This is a genomic window from Cephaloticoccus primus (genome assembly GCF_001580015.1).
Taxonomy (GTDB): domain Bacteria; phylum Verrucomicrobiota; class Verrucomicrobiia; order Opitutales; family Opitutaceae; genus Cephaloticoccus; species Cephaloticoccus primus.
Genome location: NZ_LSZQ01000052.1, coordinates 98,710 through 119,731 on the forward strand (window position 1 = coordinate 98,710; position 21,022 = coordinate 119,731).

At 62.2% G+C, this 21,022-nt stretch carries 12 protein-coding genes; 9 read left to right on the top strand and 3 right to left on the bottom strand.

Annotation, left to right across the window (positions count from 1 at the left end; all coding sequences use genetic code 11):
• Positions 1–45: 45 nt before the first annotated feature.
• Positions 46–672: a PIN domain-containing protein gene (locus AXK11_RS07095; protein ID WP_197456837.1), complete on the bottom strand. Its 627-nt coding sequence runs from the start codon at positions 670–672 to the stop codon at positions 46–48.
• A 773-nt stretch (positions 673–1,445) separates the two neighbouring features.
• On the opposite strand from AXK11_RS07095, the gene AXK11_RS07100 reads away from it, so the two are divergent.
• From AXK11_RS07100 to AXK11_RS07115, 4 genes are all read left to right on the top strand, one after another.
• Complete coding sequence (locus AXK11_RS07100; RefSeq protein ID WP_082781002.1) at positions 1,446–3,545, top strand: potassium transporter Kup; 2,100 nt, start codon at positions 1,446–1,448, stop codon at positions 3,543–3,545.
• 486 nt (positions 3,546–4,031) lie between these two features.
• Positions 4,032–5,069, top strand: a complete 1,038-nt coding sequence (locus tag AXK11_RS07105; RefSeq protein WP_068630705.1) for a glycosyltransferase family 2 protein — start codon at positions 4,032–4,034, stop codon at positions 5,067–5,069.
• A gap of 18 nt (positions 5,070–5,087) precedes the next feature.
• Complete coding sequence (locus AXK11_RS07110; protein WP_068630707.1) at positions 5,088–5,969, top strand: glycosyltransferase family 2 protein; 882 nt, start codon at positions 5,088–5,090, stop codon at positions 5,967–5,969.
• A complete protein-coding gene (locus AXK11_RS07115) occupies positions 5,959–6,345 on the top strand; it encodes a DciA family protein (RefSeq protein ID WP_068630709.1) in 387 nt (128 codons plus the stop codon). Before AXK11_RS07110 ends, AXK11_RS07115 begins: the two co-directional genes overlap by 11 nt.
• 272 nt (positions 6,346–6,617) lie before the next feature.
• On the opposite strand, the gene AXK11_RS07120 is transcribed toward AXK11_RS07115, so the two are convergent.
• Entirely contained in the window at positions 6,618–9,170 is a 2,553-nt protein-coding gene (locus AXK11_RS07120; protein WP_068630711.1) for a hypothetical protein, read from the bottom strand.
• Between the two features lie 144 nt (positions 9,171–9,314).
• A complete protein-coding gene (gene gpmI, locus AXK11_RS07125) occupies positions 9,315–10,913 on the bottom strand; it encodes a 2,3-bisphosphoglycerate-independent phosphoglycerate mutase (protein WP_068630713.1) in 1,599 nt (532 codons plus the stop codon).
• A 232-nt stretch (positions 10,914–11,145) separates the two neighbouring features.
• Between gpmI and AXK11_RS07130 the strand changes: the two genes are divergently transcribed.
• The 5 genes from AXK11_RS07130 (at position 11,146) to AXK11_RS07150 (ending at position 21,012) form a co-directional block, all read left to right on the top strand.
• Entirely contained in the window at positions 11,146–16,287 is a 5,142-nt protein-coding gene (locus AXK11_RS07130; protein ID WP_068630715.1) for a DEAD/DEAH box helicase, read from the top strand.
• Positions 16,288–16,357: 70 nt separating this feature from the next.
• Positions 16,358–17,686, top strand: a complete 1,329-nt coding sequence (locus AXK11_RS07135) for a hypothetical protein (protein WP_068630718.1) — start codon at positions 16,358–16,360, stop codon at positions 17,684–17,686.
• A 4-nt stretch (positions 17,687–17,690) separates the two neighbouring features.
• A complete protein-coding gene (gene hemH / locus AXK11_RS07140; protein ID WP_068630720.1) occupies positions 17,691–18,851 on the top strand; it encodes a ferrochelatase in 1,161 nt (386 codons plus the stop codon).
• A gap of 192 nt (positions 18,852–19,043) precedes the next feature.
• Positions 19,044–19,454 carry a hypothetical protein gene (locus AXK11_RS07145; RefSeq protein ID WP_156469249.1) on the top strand — a complete coding sequence of 137 codons (411 nt, stop codon included), beginning with the start codon at positions 19,044–19,046 and terminating at the stop codon, positions 19,452–19,454.
• A 265-nt stretch (positions 19,455–19,719) separates the two neighbouring features.
• Positions 19,720–21,012 carry a TolC family protein gene (locus AXK11_RS07150; RefSeq protein WP_068630723.1) on the top strand — a complete coding sequence of 431 codons (1,293 nt, stop codon included), beginning with the start codon at positions 19,720–19,722 and terminating at the stop codon, positions 21,010–21,012.
• The last annotated feature ends 10 nt before the right edge of the window (positions 21,013–21,022 follow it).

Genomic DNA, 21,022 nt, shown 5'->3' on the forward strand with positions numbered 1-21,022 from the left:
GCGCTGGCGAATACGCCGCACGCGTAGTGCCAGCCGTTGACCGGTTTACCCGGCAAGCTGTTCACTGGAGGGACAAATATCATCCCCACGGACGGCAGCGATGAGTGTCCGTGCGAAGTCGGGGATGTAGGGAGCGAGGGCCGCCAGCTCGTGCTCGATGGTCACTTTGCTGCCAAGGGTTTCCGAAGCGTTTTGAGCGAGGGCACACAGTTCACGCAAGACGCACTCGGGGAAGAGGTGGTAGAGCTCCAGCAGGTAGTCGTCGGGGTGCAGTACGCGGCCGCGCCAAGGGGCGAGCTGCTCAGCACAGAAATTATGCAGGTTGTAGGTCACGATTTTGTCGGCCCGCGCCGCCAGCGCACAGGCCAGCACATGGCGGCCTGCTTCGCCGTTGTGGCACTGCGGCAGATAGCGCTCGTAGCCGCTGATCCGGCTCGCGGGAAACTGGTCGGACAGCGCTGCCCGAAAGGCGCGCGCACGCCGTGGCTCCCACCCCAGGTTGCCAGTCTGGATCTGATAAATATCCTTCAGAGTCCGCTTACTCCACAGCGGCTTGAACGGCACTTCCACCGCCCGCGCCAGCGTCAGCACCAGCCGCGCCAGTGCCTGATCCGCCAATATACAGCCATCCAGAACATCGCGGCTCAGCGGGAGAACGGTGCCCCCTTCCAATTTGGACGCCGCTCGTTGGTGGCGGCCAGCTCGCGCAACCTCCTGAGGAGCAACAGTCCCGATTAAGCCCAAATCATTCATTACTTGGATACAAATGCGATGATTGGCAGCGGTCGCGCTCCAGCGGCGCCGACGGATGAGGCAGGTTCACACACTCGGTGCACCGTTAAATGAAAGATAAGCATTCCGAACCAAAGTCACTATCGACGTATTCACAGTTTTGTGCCCCTCCCATAATTCTTGCTCCACCATTACGCCTGAATCTGGACCATACACCAAATTATCAAAGCGCCAGCGAGCCGCTATCGAGAAAAGGCTATGATCTACTCTCCATTCCTTTTAGAACAAGGGAGTTGGGCAAACTTTTATTGTTTACGGTAAAGCGCGATCGGCCCTTATTTATAATCTTGGGACACCAATCGATTATATGAATAAATCTGCCATTACCAAACGGTTAAAGAGTGACCCGATCCTGTAGGTATTTACCCTGATCGGCCGGAGCAGTGAATATACTTATATAACAGAGGAGGAGTAAGGTGAAGCAGGAGCATAAGCCCGGAGCTTATACCATATGACACCTACTCATTCTATTCGTATTAATACTGAAAGTATAAGAACGGATCGTTTTGGCTGAGCTGCGAGCACCACTCCACCTTCTGCGCCCGGGCTCTTCCGATGGGCTAACACGCTTCATTTACCGTGCTACAACCTGCGTACTGGATGGGTAAAACGGCTTGGAGATGCGACGATCCGCACCAAGGCTTCGCCGCCCAATGAGTCCCGATGAGCACGGCAGCCAGACTACCCAAAGCAGTGCGCGCACACCGCGCGCCGACGCCAAGCCCAGCCGCCCTGATTCTCCCTCTGCCAAAGTGCCCGCCCAAACAGGAGCCCGCGCGGGGCTCGCCTTGATCGCGCTGGGCGTGGTCTTTGGCGACATCGGCACCAGCCCGCTCTATGCGCTGCGCCAGTCTATCGCGCTGCTCCCCACGGCCGAGCTCACGGACGGGGTCTTGGGCATTCTCTCGCTCATCTTCTGGTCACTGGTTGGCATCGTGAGCCTCAAGTACCTGGGCTTCGTCACCCGCGCCGATAATCGCGGCGAGGGCGGCATCTTCGCGCTCTTCGTCAAATCGCGCCTCGAACGCGCCCCCGGCGCCCCGCCGATCTTGGCTCCCGACAACGCACGCTCAGGGAGCAACAGAAATCCGGACGCGCGGCCAGGCTCTCCGCCCGCCAACCCCTCGCGGGTGCTCCGCGCGCCAAGAAAAAGGGGGCTACGCCCCCACACGCTGCTGATTATTTTTGGGGCCTGCATGCTCTGCGGCGAAGGTGTGATCACTCCCGCGATTTCGGTGCTCTCCGCAGCCGAGGGGCTCAGTGCCGTGGCCCCTCAAACACATGCGCTGATCGTCCCGCTGGCCTGCCTGCTGCTCGGCGGGATCTTTTGGTTTCAGAGCAAGGGCTCTGCCAAGATCGGCCGCGTCTATGGGCCGGTCATGCTCCTGTGGTTTACCGTGCTGGGCGGGCTCGGCCTGTGGCAGGTGATCCGCGAGCCGGTCGTCCTCCGCGCGCTCGCGCCGTGGTACGGCTGGCAGCTCCTGTGGCAGCACCCGCTCGAAATCACCGCGCTGCTCGGCGCTGTGGTGCTGGCGATCACCGGAGTGGAGGCGATCTATGCGGACATGGGGCACTTCGGCCGCCGCGCGATCATGCACGCGTGGTACTTCGTCGCGCTGCCCGCACTCGCGCTCAACTACTTCGGCCAGGGCGCACACATCCTCGCCACCGAGCGCGCGGGCGGCGGAGCGGTTGACAATCCCTTTTTGGCAATCGCGCCCGAGGGCGCCGCGCGGCTGGGGCTTATGCTGCTCTCGGTCTTCGCTGCCGTGATCGCCAGCCAGGCGCTCATCTCGGGCACGTTTTCGATGATCCGCTCGGCCATCCAGTTCGGCTTTTTCCCACGGCTCAAAATCCTGCACACCAACGCCGCGCACCGCGATCAGATCTACATCCCGCTGGTCAACGTCGCGCTCTGCATCGGCTCGATCACGGTCGTCCTGCTTTTCCAGCAAAGCTCTGCGGTCGCCTCGGCCTACGGCGTCGCCGTCACTGGCGCGATGGCGATCACCACCTTTGCATTTTACCTGGTCGCCCGCCGCGCCTGGCGCTGGTCGCGCTGGCGTGCGCTGCCGCTGTGCGCGCTGTTTGGCGTCGTCGACCTCGCCTACTTTTACAGCAACCTGCACAAGTTTGCCGATGGTGGCTGGGTACCGCTGGCGATCAGCATCGCCCTGCTGCTCGTGATGCACACCTGGCGCTCGGGCAAAAACGAAGTCTTCGCCCGCGTCTACGCCAACGACATCACCGAAGACGAGCTGTGCGAGATCGCGCTCAGCCCGCACATCAAGCGCGTGCGCGGCACGGCCGTCTTCATGGCGGGCAACCCCAAGGGCACGCCGCTGGTGCTCCTCCACCACGTCAAGGCCAACAAAGTCCTGCACGAGACAGTCGTCCTGCTCAGCGTCATGACCTCCGATGCGCCCTACGTCCCGGTGGCTGAGCGACTCGAAATCCGCGCCATCGGCCAGGCCGGCGTGTGGCGCGCGATCGCCCACTTCGGCTACATGGAGTCGCCCGACGTCGCCGCCCTCATCGAGCAAATCCGCGAGCAAGGCGGCGTGCCGCTCGTCCCCGCCGAGGCCACCTACTACTTCAACCGCGAGATGATCATGCCCGGCGGCGCGGCGCGCATGCCCGAGTGGCAAAAGCACTTTTACGGCTTCCTCAGCCGCAACGCCCGCCAAGCCCGCGACTACTACCGGCTGCCGCCCATGCAAATCATCGAAATCGGCCTGCCCATCCAGTTGTAGCCCGTCACACGCTGTGCACGCTGACGGCGAGGCAACGCCTCGCCGCACCATGAAACAGTCGAAGGCCCTCTTGTTTTGCGAGCCGCTCGCTGGCGGCTCGTCAGGGGCGCCACGGGCCATTCAATTTGCGATTTTAGGCGGGAGGGCGTGTGCTGTGCTCCCAGACAAAATCGCAAATTTACATGAACCTCTCCCGACCTCCGGTCGGGTCGGAGAACCGATGGATAACCCGTTTGGGCGATTTTTTGGGTTAACGAGTAAACGCTAGCCGGACGCGGCCCAACGAGGCCGCGCCCATAAAATGGGTCGAAGACCCTGTCGCAACGCGGCGGGGGAGGCAAATTTGGGAATCGTGCTTCGACGCAAAGCGTCGGGGCCGATTCCCAAATTAAATGGAAGGGGACACCGTCCCCCGCCCCACGCGTAGTGGAGCCCCGGACAAGCGCTTGCCGCGACGGGCGGCGGCACTCCAGATTCCCACCTCACATGTCTACCGAAGCCCTGCCCCTCATCACAGTCGCCGTTTGCACGTACAACCGTGCGGTGGTGCTGCGGCAGATGCTCGAACGACTCGTCGCCCAGCACTACCCGACCGACCGGCTGGAGCTGCTCGTCGTCGATAATAACTCGACCGACGGCGGTGCCACGCGCGCCGTCGTTGAGTCGTTTTCTATTCCGGCAGCCCCTCCCGCCTCCTCCGCCTCCCCCTCCCGCCCCACCACGCATACCGCGGCGCCGATCCGCTACCTGCACGAGCCTGGCCAAGGGCTCTGCCGGGCGCGCAACCGCGCAATCGCCGAGGCACGCGGCGACATCATCGCCCTGCCGGACGACGATATCTTGATGGAGCCCGATTGGCTGCGCGAACTCTGCGCACCGCTCATCGCGCAGTGGCGGGAGGGGCCGGAGGGGCGCAAAACAATCGGCTGCGTAGCGGGAGAGGTCGTGCCGATCTTTCCCGACGGGCAGCCCGAGTGGATTGCCGAGTGGCACGGGCCACAGGGCTTTCGCAGCGCGGCGGAAGGCGCGGGGCCGCTCCCGCCGCAGCACTCGCCGATGGGCGCCAACTTCGCGTTCCCGCGCTGGGTGTTTGAGCAGGTGGGCAGCTTTCGCACCGAGCTCGACCGCAAGGGCGCGAGCTTCTTTGGCGGCGGCGACCGCGAGATGGTGAGCCGCATCCGCGAGGCCGGCTGCGAAGTGTGGTTTGTGCCCGCCGCCAGCGTGCTTCACCAGATGCCCGCCTCGCGCACGACCTTTCGCTACGCTGCGCGGCATGCCTTTGACTCGGCGCGCAGCCGCGTGGTCGAGCGCGTCAAGCGGAGCGAAAGCGGAGCGAAAGCGGGGGCCGCCTACCTCGTGTCGCGCTTTTTGGCAAACGTCGTTAAGGCCCTTGGTTTCGCGCTGCTGGCGGCGTTTTGGGCACTGCTCTTGCAGCACGGTGCGGCGAAAAAAGCACTCGTGCGCGCATGGCGCAGCTGCGGCTACCTTTACCAGATCCCGCGCTCGTTGTTCGGGCGAGTGTGACCCAGCCCCATCCGACCTGTGAGAAACGTAGGCCCACAGCCGCCACCCGATTCATCGGCACCGCCTCCACTGCCGATCAGCGTCGTAATCGTCGCGCGCGATGAGGCCGCCAATCTCCCGCGCTGCCTCGGCTCCGTGCGCGGCTGGGTGGCGGAAATCATCGTCGCACTCAACGGCACGACGGACGACAGCGCGGCGATTGCGCGAGCGCACGGCGCGCTCGTTCACGAGCTGCCATGGGCAGGCTACCGCGATACAAAAAACGCCGCGCTCGACCTCGCCACCCACGCCTGGGCGCTGTGCCTCGACGCCGATGAGGAGGTCTCGCCCGCGCTGCGCCAGTCGATCCACGCCTTCTTCACCAGCGGGATGGGCGGGCGAGATGGGAGGGGCGGGAGCGCGGCGGCAGCGGGAGAGGTAGGAAGGGCGGGAGGGTTCGTCGGCGCACGCTTCCCGCGCAAGGTGTGGTTCATCAACCGCTGGATCACACACGGCGATTGGTATCCCGACCTGAGCCTGCGGCTCGTCCTGCGCGCGAAATCGCGCTGGGGCGGCGACGCCTTCGTCCACGAGAAAATGGTCTGCGACGGCCCCGTCGCCACGCTGCGCGGCGACCTGCACCACTACTCCTTTCCCACGCTCGCCAGCCACGTGGACAAGATAACCCCCTTCGCCGCGCTCTTCCTCAAACAGCAGCGCGCGCGGGGCCGCCGCTTCTCGCTGCTCGCCGCACTCACCCGCCCCGCATGGCGCTTCATCCGCGCGTACTTCCTGCGGCGCGGATTTCTGGACGGCTACCCGGGGCTCTACATCGCCTGGGCAACGGCCTTTGGCGCCTTCGTCCGCTACAGCACCTTGTACGAAAACGAAACTAGGAAGGAGCCGCCCGATGCCGAGTGAGCCGCAGCCTTTTAGCCGAGTTGCCGAGTCGCTGATCGCCGAGTTTCGCGGCGTGCCGCGGCACGAGCCGCGCCGCCAGGTGAAGCGCCCGACAAAGCCGCTCGCCGAGCTCGTGGAGCAGATTTTGCAAAAGTACAAAATCGGCCGCGAGTCGCCCGAGCAGCACATCCGCGACCACTGGGCCGAGCTCGTGGGCTCCGCCAACGCCAGCTACTCACACCCCGTGGAGATCGGCCCCAGCGGGCGCCTGCTCGTCCTCGCCTCACACGCCGTCGTGCGCAGCGAGCTCTTTCACCACCGCGCACGCATCGTTGAGAAAATCCGCGCGCTGCCCGGCTGCTCCGCCGTAAAACACCTCAACATCAAAGCAGGCTAGCTCGCCCAATAAAAGGCTCAGCACCCTGCACGCAGCGGCAACGAGGCCGCGTCCGGCTAGCGTTTACTCGTTAACCCCAAAAATCGCCCAAACGGGTTATCCATCGGCTCTATTGCCCGACCGGAGGTCGGGAGAGGTTCATGTAAATTTGCGATTTTGTTCGGGCGCAAAGCGCACGGGCAAAATCGCAAATTAAATGGAAGTGGCGACCCGCCACCGCCGCCCGCGTAGGGCCGCCCTGCCGCCACGCGCAGTGGAGCGTTGCCTCGCCTTCAGGGCAGAGCGGCGGGAGTGACAGCGGTGTCCGCAGGCGCAGGCTCGGGCTTGGCAGCAGCGGGCTCGAAAGGGCCTTCCGCCGCTGGAGGGGCCGGCGGCTCAGTTGTCGGCTGAGTGGCTGCATCCTCGGGCTTCGCTACTTCGGAAAGCTCGGTGGGCGGCGGCTCCGCGTTCGCGGGTGCGGCTGGCGCGGGCTCCATTTTGGGAGCGTCTGATTTTTGCGGCGCGGGAGTGGGTTTGGGCGCGTCGGGGAAGTTTTCGGGATCGTGTTCCTCGCCAGTTTCGGCGGCGCGTTTGCGCGACTCGGGCATGGGCGGCGCGGCAAAGAGCCGACCGTCGATAAACTCTGTGACGTAGCCTTCGGTGACGAGCCAGCGCAGATCGAGCTGGAGGCGGTGCAGGGCCTCGCGCTCGGCAACCGTATCGGCGGATGCGACGGCTGAGTTTTCGGCCACGGCTTCAGCCGACTTTTCGGGCGCAGGCGCGGCAACTGCCGCCACAGCTTCTGACGCGGGCGCGGACTCACTCGGGCTTTCGTTTTGCGCACCAGCACCCGCAGGCGATAGCGGCGCCTTATCAGCAGCGGCGGAAGCTGGCTCGGCAGCAGGAGCCGGCGCAGGCTTGAGCCCGAGGAAGCGCTCGGGCAGCTCGCTGACGAGCACCATCGGGTTTTTCTCAATGAAGTCGATGAGTGCGGCGATCGAGTCGGCAAAGGTCTGCCCGGGCGTGCGGAATTTGCGCTTCACCGCACACACGTAGGCGATGCCTTTAGTGCCTTTTTTGAAGATCGTGAAGTGCTCGCGGCGCAGCCGTCCGCGCAGGCCGTTGGCGGTGTCGAGCGGGAAGCGGCGTTGCCGCTCCAGGGCGCCTTCGATGGCGCGGCGGATTTCGCCTTCGGGCAGCTTGTCGAGCAGGTTGCCATGAAAGCGCGCGGTGTCGCTGGTGCGATAAACCTGCCCGCGCGCATGGGTGAGCAGGTACAGGCGCGCCTCTTCGAGGCTGTCGAAAGTCACCGCGGGCGTTTCCTCCGGCGCGGCGGCATTCGCGGCGGGCGCTGCGGGAGATTCGGGGGATTCGGAGGAAGCCGTTTCAGATGCTGGCGTTTCGCCGCTCGCGGACGGCTCGCTCGCTTGTCCGGTGGCCGAAGCTTCGGCAGGCGCGGTCTCACCCGTTTCCGAAGCGGCGGGTGCAGCCTCACTCGCTTTCGCCGACTCGGGATTTTCGGCGTGAACCGTTTCGCTCGGCGGCACGGGTAAGCCCTCGGTTTGGGCAGCAGGCGTTTCCTGCGCGGCAGCGGCCTGCGCATCGGCATCAGTCGCGGCACTTGCCTGCGCGGCGGACGTCGGCTCGTTGCCAGTCACGCTTTCGGTGGGCGCAGTAGAGGCGGCGGCCTGGGCTTTGGTTTCCCCAGTTTTTTTCGTGTCCGCGCTGCACCAGGTGTAGCGCGTGATCGTCTTCATTTTCTCCAGCCACTGGGCAATGGCCTCAGGATCGCGCAGGGTCTCGATCTTGGCGCGGAAGGCGTCGAAGGAGAGGTGCTTGATCCGCGTGTCGAAGTGCTGCTGGACGATCTGGTTGTAGCGGTGGTAGTTGGGCGGGCCGAGGAGCTCGCCGGTCACGCCGCAGCGGTTGATGACCTGGAAGTTGCCCTTGGGCGGGTCGATCTGGACCTGCTCGGTGTGGAAAAACTGCCCGATGTGCTGGGCCACCACGTAGTTGATGACGGCGTCCTCGCTGTCGAAGGGCACGCCGTCGGGCCGCGCGATGTAGATCGGTTGGCGCGGCGCGGCGTCGGCAGGAGGGGCGGCAGGCTTGCGCGTGAGGTGGACGATGAAGCGGTCGTTTTTGGCGACGACGGTGCGCGCAATCTCAAACAGTTCGAGCGTGCGGTAGGAGCTGCGGATCGTCTTTGCCAGCGAGGCGAAGCTCTTGTCTTCGGGGTAAAAGCTGACCGCGAAGTGCGGGCTGTCGTAGGGCGGCTCGTAGTGCGGACGCTCGCGGTTGTAGTTCGCGAAACGACCGCCACCGCCTCGAGGCCCCGCGCCACCGCCGCTGCCTTGTGCGCGGCGATCTGCACCACCGCGCGGGCTGAAGCTGCCCTGCGCACGTCCATCGCGGCTTGCGCCGTCCTGTGCGCGTCCATCGGTGGCGGCTCGGCGGCTCACGCCGTCCTGCGCACGCCACCCGCCCTGCCGCTGGTCTTGCGGGGCGGCACCTTCGCGGCGCGAATCGCCAGTGCCAGCAGCAGCGCTGGCTGGCGCGTCAGCAGGCCCGGGTTTGCGAAAGCCGCGGCGGTCGCGCGAGGCCGGGCCGCCGCCTGGGCGATCACCGCGCCCTCCCTCACCGCCGCCACCGCCCGCACGCCAATCCCGGCGCGCGCCACCCGCCCCAAAATCGCGCCGCCCGGCGTGCTCGCCGCGCGGGCCGCCTTCGCGTTTCTCGGCCGGCTTGGACTCCCACTTCGTGCCAAAGCTGAAGCCCTGGAGCTGCGAGAGGTCGAGTGTGTTGAGGTCGGCGGGCTTGGCCTGCTTGTCTTGGGTGTCGTCCATATTGAGGCGGGCGAGCGCTGCGGGCTCGCGTCGGTGGTGGGGCTGGTCGCGTTGTAGGTACGATTCTCTTTCCGGGGAAATTTCGGGAGCGGCTGGGGAGGGGCGGGAGGGCGCTCAATCAATGCAAGCCGCGCAGCGTGCTGTTCACGCCGCGCCGCCTGCAATAAGATTTTGGCCGGTCATCTCGGGAGGCTGCGGCAGCTCCATGAGGGCGAGGAGCGTGGGCGCGATGTCGGCGAGGCGCCCGCCTTCGCGCAGCCGCGTCTTCGGCGTGAGGCGCGAGTCCACGACGAAGGCTTCGACGAGGTTTAGCGTGTGCGCGGTGTGCGGCATTTTGCGCGGGCCATCCCACATCTGCTCACAGTTGCCGTGGTCGGCGGTGACGATTGCGCGGCCGCCGACTGTTTCCAGCGCGGCGAGCAGCTCGCCCACGCCCGCATCGGTCGCCTCCACGGCGCGCTTGGCCGCCTCCAGCGAGCCGGTGTGCCCGACCATGTCGGGGTTCGCGTAGTTGACGACGATCAGCGCGTACTTGCCGGAGAGGATCGCCTCCTTGCTCGCGCGCGTGACCTCGGCCGCGCTCATCTCGGGCTGGAGGTCGTAGGTGGCGACCTTGGGGCTGGCGGGGCAGTAGCGGTCTTCGCCCGGGAAGGGCTCGGTGCGGTAGTTGTTAAAGAAGAAGGTGACGTGCGGATTTTTCTCGGTCTCTGCGCAGCGAAACTGGGCGAGGCCCGCGCGAGAGACGACTTCGCCGAGGATGTTTTTGAGCGGCGGCGGCTTTCCCGAGACGACGTGCACGGGCAGGCCCGCTTCGTACTCGGTCATCGTCGCGTAGTAGAGGTCGAGCTTGGGCCCGCGTGCGAAGCCGTCGAAATCGTCGAGCACGAAGGCCTTGGTGATCTCGCGCGGGCGGTCGCCGCGGTAGTTGTAAAAGAGCACCGCGTCGCCATCCGAAAAATGCGGGAGCGGCTGACCGTCGGCACCGAGCAGCCGCGTCGGCGGCAGAAACTCGTCGCCCGCCTGAGTCGGCGCGGGCGGGTTGTCGTAGTGGCGGCGGAGCGCCTCGGCAGCGCTGCGCGCGGTGGCCTCGGTCGCGCGACCGCTGAGCAGATCGTAGGCGCGCTGCACGCGCTCCCAGCGGTTGTCGCGATCCATCGCCCAAAAACGCCCGCAAATCGTCGCGATGCGCCCCACGCCGATCTCGCGCAGCCGCGCCTCGATCTGCTCGACGAAGCCCAACCCGCTGTCCGGCGGCGTATCGCGCCCATCGGTGAAGCCGTGGATCAACACACGGTCGGCCGGGATGCCGTCCGCCCGCGCTTGCTCCAGAATGCCGTAAAGGTGCTCCAACATCCCGTGCACCCCGCCGTCGGAGAAAATCCCCATCAAGTGCAGCCGCGCCGTGGGCTCGCGGCGCAGCCGGTCGAGGATCGCCAGCCAGACAGGGTTTTGCGCGAGCTGTTTCTCGCTGAACAGTTTGTTGAGCCGCACCAGCTCCTGGTCGACGATGCGGCCCGCGCCGATGTTTTCGTGGCCCACCTCGCTGTTGCCCATCTGCCCCTCGGGCAGCCCCACATCCAGCCCGCTGGCCGACACCTGCGTCACCGGATAACGCAGCCGCAGTGCGTCTTCGCAAGGCGTCGCCGCCAGAAACGCAGCATTGTTCGGGTTTTGATCGGCGTGGGGATTTTTCCCCCAGCCATCGCGGATGATGAGGAGCACGGGCTTACGGTTCGTATTCATAAAGTGAGATAGCACGCACAGTGCGCCGCTGCGCCCCCGCCCCGCAAGAGTCTTCGATTGGCCCGGTAGCAAAGAAAGGTGCGAGTGCTCCAGCGAGCGTCGCATCTGAATTCTCAACGCGTGGATCAGAAAGCATTGGCGTTTTTCCGATGAAGAACAGGGATTGGCACTCACACGCTGTCGTCACACTCGCCTCCCCATCCACTCACCCAATCGCCCCCAACCCAACCCGATGTCCACTTCTCAACCTGCGGCCGCGCCCCAGCCCACCGCCACGGCTCTACAAAAGCTTCTGGAAAGCATTCGCCAAACAGCCCGTCACGAATCGGAGAAAGGGCGCCTTTTTGAGCGACTGGTCACCGACTACCTCAGCCACGAGCCCGGTTTTCGCGCTCTTTACGCCCAGGTACAACCCTATGCGGCTTGGGCGAAAGAACAGAGCCAGTGGGAGCTCAACCCCAATGACACCGGCATCGACCTCGTCGCTACGACTCATGCAGGCGAGCATCACGCCGTTCAGTGCAAGTGTTACGCCGCCGACCGCGTTATCAGTAAACCTGACATAGATAGCTTTATGTCCGCCAGTGGGCATCGCGCCTTCAGTGCCCGCCTGCTCATCGATACCACCTGCAAACCCCTCGGCAGCAATGCCGAGCAGATGCTCCAGCAGCAGCAGATCCCCGCGACGCGCATCAACTTGGAGGCACTCGAAACCAGTGCGATTGATTGGGCACGCTACGCACTCCCTCAGGCTCCTGCCACTCCGGCGGCTGTCTTCCTGAAACCCAAAAACCAGTCCCGCCCGCACCAGCAAGCCGCCATTGCCGACGTCCTCCACGGCCTGCGACAGCATCCCCGCGGCAAGCTCATTATGGCCTGCGGCAGCGGCAAGACCTTTACTGCGCTGCGGATCGCGGAGGCGACAGCCTCCCCCGAAGGCCACATCCTCTTCCTCGTCCCCAGCCTGGCCCTTCTTTCGCAAACACTCACCGAGTGGACCCAGCAAAGCACCCTGCCGATCACCGCCTTCGCCGTGTGCTCGGATACCGAAGTCGGCTCTGGCACCAAGCCCGCGCACACAAGCGATACCGAGCAGGGCGACCACTTCCGGCTTTCCCTTCACGAGCTCGCCTACCCCGCCACCACGCGGGCCTCCGCTCTCGCCATGCAACACGCCGCGCGACGACGCCCGGCCTCCATGACGGTCATATTTTCCACCTACCACAGCCTCGGTGTCATTGAGCGTGCCCAAAAAGAGCACGGCCTTCCCCCCTTTGACCTGGTCATTTGCGACGAGGCTCACCGCACCACCGGCCAGACTTGGGAGGGAGACGAGGAAAGCCATTTCGTGCGCATCCACGACAACACCGCGATCCGTGCCACCAAGCGGCTCTACATGACCGCCACTCCGCGCATCTACGATGCCGAGTCACAGCAGCAGACCCAAAAGGCCAAAGATCTGACACTCTACTCCATGGACGATGAGGCCATCTACGGCCCCACCTTCCACGCCCTGACCTTTTCCGCTGCGGTGGAGCAAAAACTGCTGGTTCCCTACAAGGTCATCGTCCTGACCATAGAGGAAAAAGAAATCAACGAGCGTGTACAAAAACTCCTCACCGACGAGAACAACAGCCTGCGCATGGACGATGCCGCCAAAATCATCGGCTGCTTCAAGGCACTCGCCAAAGAAGGCTTGGCAGACCTCTCCGACGACCCCGCGCCCATGCGCCGCGCTGTGGCCTTCTGCCAAATCATTGATCGCGAGCGCGGCGCCAACACCGGCAAAGGCGGCGGGAGGAGCAATAAAACCGCCGCGCGGCAAATCGCCCAGATGTTTGGCGCCGTAGTTGAGGAATACCAAAACACCGCCAGCCCCGAAGAAAAAGCCACGCAGCGCAGCATGCGGCTACGCTGCGAAGCCGACTACGTACACGGCGGCATGGGCGCCGCCGAGAAAACGCAGAAAATCAACTGGCTAAAAGACGACAGCGCAGACGACACCTGCCGTATCCTCACCAACGTGCGCTGCCTGTCCGAAGGCGTAGACGTCCCCGCACTGGACGCCGTCCTGTTCCTCACCCCGCGAAATTCGCAGGTCGAAGTCGTCCAATCCGTCGGGCGCGTCATGCGCAAGGCACCGGATAAAAAGCGCGGCTATATCATCCTCCCCGTAGTCATCCCCTCCGGGATAGAGCCGCACAGGGCACTCAATGACAACAAAACCTACAAAGTCGTCTGGCAGGTCCTGCAGGCCCTGCGCTCGCACGACGACGAGTTCGACCGCTTCATCAACCGCATAGAGCTCCTCGGCAGCGACCCGCAGCGCATCGAGATCGTCGCCGTCACTGGCCTTGCCGCCCGCAAGCCGAGACAAAGTGGCGGAGATAAGCCCATTATAGACACCAGGACTGACACCGGCATCGGCACCGCACCGCCACAGCCCCCTCCCGACGAGCAAACGCAAATCCGCTTCCCTACCGGCGAGCTGGAACGCGCCATCCTCGCCAAGGTCGTGCAAAAAGTCGGCAACCGCGACCACTGGGAACAGTGGGCCCAGGACATTGGCCGGATCGCCCAGCTACAGATCGCCCAGATCAAAACAATCATAAGCGACCCCCGACGAGTCGAAGCCATCGCCGCCTTTGAGCAGTTCAAGGCACAGCTCCACAAACACATCAACACCAGTATCGGCCAAGACGAGATCGTCGAAATGCTGGCCCAGCACCTCATCACCAAGCCGGTGTTCGATGCGCTTTTCGGCGGCGACCATTTTAGCCGAAACAACCCCATCAGCCTGGCCCTGCAAACTGTCACCGATATTCTGCTGGCCGACTCTTCGCTAGACCGCGAACGCCAGGCTCTGGACAGCTTTTATGAAGACGTGCGCAAACGCAGCAGCGGCATTGACGACCCCACCGCGCGCCAAACCCTGATCATTACGCTTTACGACCAATTCTTCGCCAAGGCCTTCCCAAAGGTCGTTAGTAAACACGGCATCGTATACACCCCGATTGAAGTCGTAGACTTTATCCTGCACAGCGTCACGCACCTTTTACATACCCACTTTGGCAAGACACTGGAAAGTGAAGACGTACAACTGCTCGACCCCTTCACCGGCACCGGCACCTTTATGGCACGGCTGCTCGCCAGCGGTCTGATTGCCCCGGAACACCTGCCGCGCGTTTATCAGCAGCAACTCCACGCCACCGAAATTCTGCTGCTACCGTACTACATTGCTGCAGTGAATATCGAGTCCACTTTTGCGCAACACTGCCCCGGCGCACCGTACACACCCTTCCCGGGGATCTTGCTGGCCGATACTTTCAATATCCCTACCGAAAAAACCGAAACCCTGCTCGAAAACAAAAACGACGCACTGGCCGCCAACAACGCCCGCCGCAAGCGCCAGATGGAAAGCAAGATTACCGTCATCATCGGCAACCCGCCGTATTCGGTGGGACAGAAAAGTGAGAACGACCAAAATAAAAATGTCGCCTATCCCGAGCTGGATAACCGCATCAAACAAACATACTCTGCGCGGGGAACAGCCACCTCCAAAAAATCCTTGGTAGACAGTTATATCCGCGCCATCCGCTGGGCATCCGACCGCATTGACCCGCAGACCGGCGGCATTATCGGTTTTGTCACCAACGCAGGTTGGCTGGATTCAGCCGCCACCGATGGCATGCGCAAATGCCTGACAGAAGAGTTTTCCAGCCTGTATATCTTTCACCTGCGCGGCGATATTCGCAGCGAGATACGCGGAAATGTGAAAGATAAAAAAGAAGGTGGTAATGTCTTTGGGCAAGGCAGCACAACAGGTGTGGTCATTTCACTATTGGTCAAGACACCCCAGCACCAGACAGGGCAAGCGGGCAAAATCCATTACTGCGACATTGGCGACTACCTGAGCCGCGAGCAAAAACTGGAAAAAATCGCTGAATTAAAAAGCATCGCCGGTATTGCCGAGCAAGATTTGTGGCAGGCAATTACCCCGGATGAAAAGAACGATTGGCTGAATCAGCGCAGTGGCGAGTTTGCAGATTTGCTGCCGATGGGCGATGCCAAAAATAAAAACAAACCAGCTAATACAGGAATATTTGAAAATTTTTCAAATGGCGTGAAAACCAATCGGGATGCTTGGTGCAACAACCCCAGCCGCGCGGCACTACTGGAAAATGTTCAACGCATGGTGAGTTTTTACGAAGAGCAGCGCAGCGCGTTCAATCGCCAATACGCCCAAACGCCAACAAAGGAACGGAAAGAGGCGCTGGCAGGTTTTATTGATACCGACCCGACAAAAATAAGCTGGACGCGTGAGTTGCTCGCTGATTTTGCACAAAATAAACAACTAACATTCCATCCGCAGGCAGCCATGCCGACGCTATATCGCCCCTTTTCCAAAGGTTGGCTGTATTACAACCGCATGTTGAATAACTGCGTCTACCAAATGCCTCAAATCTTCCCCTTGCCGGTATCGGGGCCAGCCACAGAAGAAGCCAGCGGTCAAGATGGCTTGTTTGCCGCGCCGGAAAAACCTACTTTGGCGCAAGCGAACGTAGAAAACCGGCTGATTTGTGTGACCGGTATCGGAGCAAGAAATTTTTCGGTTTTGATGTCAGGTTGCATGGTCGATATTCAGTTGATTCTTAACGGCCAATGCTTCCCCGAGTACCTATACAACAGCCAAGGCCAACCAAAACACGCCATCACCGATGCTGCGCTTGCTGCCTTTCAAGTCCACTACGGCAAAGATGGCACAACCATCACCAAAACGCAAATTTTTGAATATATCTATGCCATCTTGCACAGCCCGCAGTATCGAGAAACCTTTGCCAACAATTTAACCAAAGAGCTGCCCCGCATCCCCTTTGCCGCCAGCTTCGAAGATTTCTGCGCCTTTGCCGAGGCAGGGCAGCAACTGGCAAATTTGCATATCGGCTATGAGCACGCCCCGCTGGACACCTCCGTGCACATCGACATTCATAAAAAGAACTGCACCACGCTGGACGAATTGCAGCCCGAGGACTTTTATGTCGAAAAAATGAAATACGGAAAAACTGAAAAAACGCAGGCCAATAAAACCGGCAAAGATTTTTCGGTCATCCACTACAACCGCCACATAACTGTCCGCAACATCCCGCTGGATGCGTACCACTATATCGTCAACGGCCGCCCCGCCATCGACTGGATTATCGACCGCCAGCGCATCCGCACCGACAAAGCCAGCGGCATCGTCTCCGACGCCAACCGCTACGCCACCGAAACCCTAAACAACCCCCGCTACCCCCTCGAACTCCTCCTCCGCCTCATCACCGTCTCGCTAGAAACCCGGAAAATCGTACGGACACTGCCTACCTTTAGTGCTTAATCTGAAGCGCAGGTAGAGGGATCAGCTACGACACTCCGTAAACTAAGCTTCACTTTAAATAGACAATGAAATGAATGAAACATTAAAGACAATTAAAACGCACATGGAGGACATCGCTTCCGCGATAGAGACTTCCATCTCCAGTGATGAGCCTTTCGGAATCGCAAATAACAGCTGGGGGGCTCCTGAGCTGACCCGATCGGAGTTGATTGAGGAAGCGCAGAGTATTATTAACCTGATTGAAGAGCTGGATGGGGACAGTTTGGGTGAAAATGAAGTGCGCCTGAAAGATTATATACGCCGCCTTGACCATCTCCAAAGTCAAACTATAGGGTATATAGGGAGCCATCCAGCGCAGGCCGTCCCCGCCTATCTGATGACACTTCAGGGGTTACGCACAGCACTTACCCCTGTTTTGAGCAGCGACGAACGCGCTGAGGCTGCTGCAAAGTTGAAAAGACTGACACAACGAATCCGTGCAATGGAGTCACGTCTCAACAATCTTGAGCCTCGAACTGTCGATCTCAACACAATTGTAGAACGCATCGAGCAGGCATATGAAGCCGCCGACCAGTTACCGACAGACTTGGACGCTTTGTCTGAAGCGAAGCAGAAAGTTTTAAGCATCGTCAACGATGCTACTCGCTATCAAAATGATATAGCTCGTATTAAAGAGTATAGCGTTGAAATTGACAAACAGCTAAAAAAGACTACGACCGATGCAGATGCGGTGCTTGCACGCTGTGAGCATGCCTATTCCGCTGCCACCAGTGTTGGACTGGCGGCTGCATTTAGTAAGCGCTCAAGCACACTATCAAAATCAATATGGTTTTGGATTTGGGGATTGGTTGCAGCTCTGGCCGCTGGCAGTTATTTTGGCAAAGCTCAATTGCATTCTCTTGGGGAGCTTTTCGGTGCTCCAAATGTTCCTATTCAAGTAATCGTACTTAATTTCCTGCTTTCGATTTTGTCCATTGGCGCGCCAGTCTGGTTTGCATGGTTGGCAACAAAGCAGATAGGCCAACGCTTCCGAATTGCCGAGGATTATGCATACAAAGCGTCCATCTCCCAAGCTTATGAGGGATTCCGTCGTGAGGCGGCAAGATTTGATAAGGATATGGAGGCCAAGCTTCTGACATCTGCACTGACGAGGCTGGATGAGTTACCGCTCAGACTGGTAGAGACGGACAGTCACGGTAGCCCTTGGCATGAATTGGTCTCATCAAGTATAGTGAAACAGGCCATGCAAGCGGTGCCAGGCTTTGCAGCGCATACTGCAGGGCATATAAAAGAATTGGCAAGTAAGGCTCTTGCTACAGTCAAGCCTGCTGGGCGCTCGGGCAGGTCTAAGCCCAAGACATCCACCGTCGCTAATGAGATTGCAGATGGCAACGAGTAGAAAAATGTCTACGCGCCGCGCTGTACTCATCGTCAACCTGGGCTCGCCTGCCTCGACCGATCCCGAGGATGTGCGCGAATACTTGGAGGAGTTTCTCGGCGACCCGCGCGTCATCGACCTGCCGCGTTGGGGCTGGCTGCGCCGCCTCCTGGTTAACCGCCTCATCATCCCGCGGCGGCTGCAAAACTCTTCGCACGCTTACGCGCAGATCTGGACGGACGCAGGCTCGCCGCTCATCGCGACTTCGCGCTCGGCTTGCGAAAAGTTGGCGCAGGCACTCAGCAGCAGCGACAACGGCGAGGCCACTACCGCCGCCGATGCGGGCAAAGAAAGCGGCGCGCCTCTCGTGTACCTCGCCATGCGTTACGGGCGGCCCTCAATCCCCGAAGTAGTGGCGCAAATCGCAGCGGCGGGCGTCGAGGAGGTACTGATCTTCCCGCAGTATCCGCACTACGCGATGTCCTCTTGGGAGACGGTGGTCGTCCGCGTGTGCGAGGCTTTCGCCGCCCTCCCGCCCCGAGCCCCTCACGCGCAACAAGTGCGGCTGCACTGCGTAAAACCGTTTTACGCGGACAGCGATTACATCGAGGCCCTCGCTCAAGTCTGTCTGCCGCATCTCAGCGAAACTCCGCGAGAGGCGGGCGACCATCTGCTCTTCAGCTACCACGGAATCCCCGTTCGCCATGTGGGGATCGCCAGCTTGCGCGGTGTCACGGCGCGCTTCGTCGAGCATCCGCTCGCCGAGTGGACGCCCGAAATTGGCGGTGCGAGCGGAGAGGGAGGAGCGGGAGCGCTCTCCTACGTCGCACACATTGAGCAAACGACCGCGCGGCTCGTCGCGCGGCTCGGGGACGCTGCGCCGCGCCACTCGCTCGCCTACCAATCGCGGCTCGTCGGCGAGCCCTGGCTGGCCCCCTACACCGACGCCGAGCTGCTGCGCCTCCCGCGCGAAGAAGGCGTGCGCCGGCTCTTCGTCCTGTGTCCCGCCTTCACGACCGATTGCCTCGAAACGCTCGAGGAAATCCAGATGCAAGGGCGCGACGCCTTCCTCGGCGCGGGCGGTACTTTTTTTAAACAAATCCCCTGCCTCAACGACCACCCCGCCTACATCGACTTCCTCGCCAGCCGCGTCCGCCACTGGCTGAAGAAAGACTGCCTGAAGTGAGCCACCCAAACAGCTGGAAAACGACACCGCAGTCGCGCAGGCCGCGCTCCGCTAGTCCTCACGGTCACAAAACCAAGGAATGCGCTCAATTGAGTGGCTACCCGCTTGGGCGCGGCATGCAGTTGGGAAATCAGGGAAAATCCGCACAGGCCCGTTGACAGCGTAAGTTTTCGTATCACCACTCTGCGCGCTGTGCCTGCCCCTCGTGTCATAATCGCTTTGTTGATGGTCTTCGCCTGGGGCACGGGCTTTTTCCATCAAAGCCTGGAGGCGGCGGGCTACCTGTTTGAGCACGAGCACCACCATCCGGCTTATCACGACCCGGCCAACGACCATGCTCACGAGCACAACGCTGGAGATGGCGACGACCACACCCCACTCTGGGCGCAGCACAACCCGCAAGGCGCAGTCCTGTTTGCGGCGTTCGCCGTGTTGCTGCTCGCAGCGATCCTCTTTCACCGGGCCCTTCAGCACCTGCTGAGGGCCTATGCTCCCGCCGCCACACTCTGCCTACAGAGGTGGCGGCACACGCGGGACCCGATCTGGCATTTTGTGCGCCGATGCGCGCCAGACATTGCCGCACCGCCGGTTTCGTTGAGCTAAGCAACGCTGGGCTGGCCACGGTGCGCGGTTAACGCGCGCCCACACGCAACCTTCAAGGAACGCGCTACGCGTTCCTCAGGAGAAGCAGGCCAGGTCAAAGCCGCGCGTATTTGTCCCTGCGGCGCAGGCCAAACGATGCGTGGCCGAGCAAGCAGCGCGGTAACCATGCCCTTGGCGGTGCACTGTCTGCACCCACTTTTCACTGGCGTGCCGCCGATACGCAGCACGCCCCAAAAGGCCTACTGGCCCCACCCAAAATCACACCATGAATTTCCGAGTCCTCTTTATCGGCGCGTTCGCAGTGAGCGTCGCCGCTGCAAATCCAAACTCCCAAGCACCTGCCGCCGCCACCTCTTCCGTGGCACTCACACTTGATGAGGCGATCCGGCTCGCCTGGGAGCGAGACCCTCAAGTCGAAGCACTTGCGCTTGCACCGCAACTTGCGGCTGCGCGAGAGCTCCAGGCAGGCCTGGGCCCAAACCCGCAGATCGAGCTCAGCAGCGCCCTGCCTCTCGACGACCAAAGCGAGTGGATGCTCGGCCTGAGCGTCAGCCGACAAATCCCGCGCCGCGAGCGACTCGCCCTCGCCCGCGCTTATGCCCGAATCGGGGGAGAGGCCGCCCCACTGGAGCTCCGCGCTCGCCGACGCACGCTCGCCGACGAGATTCGCCAGCTCTGGTACGCGGCGGCCTTGCAGCGGGCCAAGGTCGAGTTCGCCGAACGCGCCCTCGCCTTCCAGGCCGAGCTCAGCCGCATCATCAGCGCGCGCCGCGAAGCGGGCGAGATCGGCGAAGACGAGTGGCACTTTAGTGCGCTTGAGCTCGCGCGTGCCGAGCAGGCCCTCGCCTTCGCGCGCGCCGAGGCCGCTGCCGCGCGGGCCCCGCTCCACGCCCGCTTGCGACTCCCTGAGTCGAGCCCCGCACCCGATCTGAAACTTGCGCTGGGTGCGCTGCTCGCGGCCCCGCAGCCGAGTGCAAAGACCTTGTCCGAAAACACACCGCAACTCGCGCTCGCCGAACTCGAAATCCGCCAAGCGCAGGCCGCGCTCAATCTCGCGCGCAGCGAATCGCGGGGAGACTGGAGCATCGGCACTGGAGTCGAGTTTGAGCGCCGCGCCAACGATGCCACCGGCCGCCTCGCCAACGAGCCGCGGCTGACGCTCAGTACCTCCGCCCCCTGGCCAGCCCGCCAAGGCCGCGCGCCCAATCGCGGCACAATCGCCGAGCGCGAAGCCGCCCTGCGCATTGCCGAAGCACAAGCGCGGGCCCTGCGCGACGAATGGCGCGCGCAAGCGCGATCCGCGCTCGCAACTGCGCAGGCACTGCAACCGCAGGTGCTGCGCTACCAAGAGCTCTGCGAGCGCAGCGCAACGGAGCTCCCGCAGCGACTGCGCGCGCTCCACGAGCGAGGCGAGCTGCCCCTCTTCGCGCTCGCCCAAGCGCGACAGCAGCAACGCGAGATCGAAGCCGAGTTTTTCTCTGCCGCCGAGCGCTACCTGAACGCACGCGCCGAAGTCGTGCGCTTCACCGCCACCGACCTGGCCGAAACCGACATCTAGCCCCACGCCC

Excerpts from the sequence above, each read along its gene's own strand:
- AXK11_RS07135 (WP_068630718.1), top strand. The coding sequence starts at position 16,358 with ATGAATGAAACATTAAAGACAATTAAAACGCACATGGAGGACATCGCT.
- AXK11_RS07115 (WP_068630709.1), top strand. The coding sequence starts at position 5,959 with ATGCCGAGTGAGCCGCAGCCTTTTAGCCGAGTTGCCGAGTCGCTGATC.
- AXK11_RS07150 (WP_068630723.1), top strand. The coding sequence starts at position 19,720 with ATGAATTTCCGAGTCCTCTTTATCGGCGCGTTCGCAGTGAGCGTCGCC.
- AXK11_RS07130 (WP_068630715.1), top strand. The coding sequence starts at position 11,146 with ATGTCCACTTCTCAACCTGCGGCCGCGCCCCAGCCCACCGCCACGGCT.
- AXK11_RS07105 (WP_068630705.1), top strand. The coding sequence starts at position 4,032 with ATGTCTACCGAAGCCCTGCCCCTCATCACAGTCGCCGTTTGCACGTAC.
- gpmI (WP_068630713.1), bottom strand. The coding sequence starts at position 10,913 with ATGAATACGAACCGTAAGCCCGTGCTCCTCATCATCCGCGATGGCTGG.
- AXK11_RS07120 (WP_068630711.1), bottom strand. The coding sequence starts at position 9,170 with ATGGACGACACCCAAGACAAGCAGGCCAAGCCCGCCGACCTCAACACA.
- AXK11_RS07100 (WP_082781002.1), top strand. The coding sequence starts at position 1,446 with ATGAGTCCCGATGAGCACGGCAGCCAGACTACCCAAAGCAGTGCGCGC.
- hemH (WP_068630720.1), top strand. The coding sequence starts at position 17,691 with ATGTCTACGCGCCGCGCTGTACTCATCGTCAACCTGGGCTCGCCTGCC.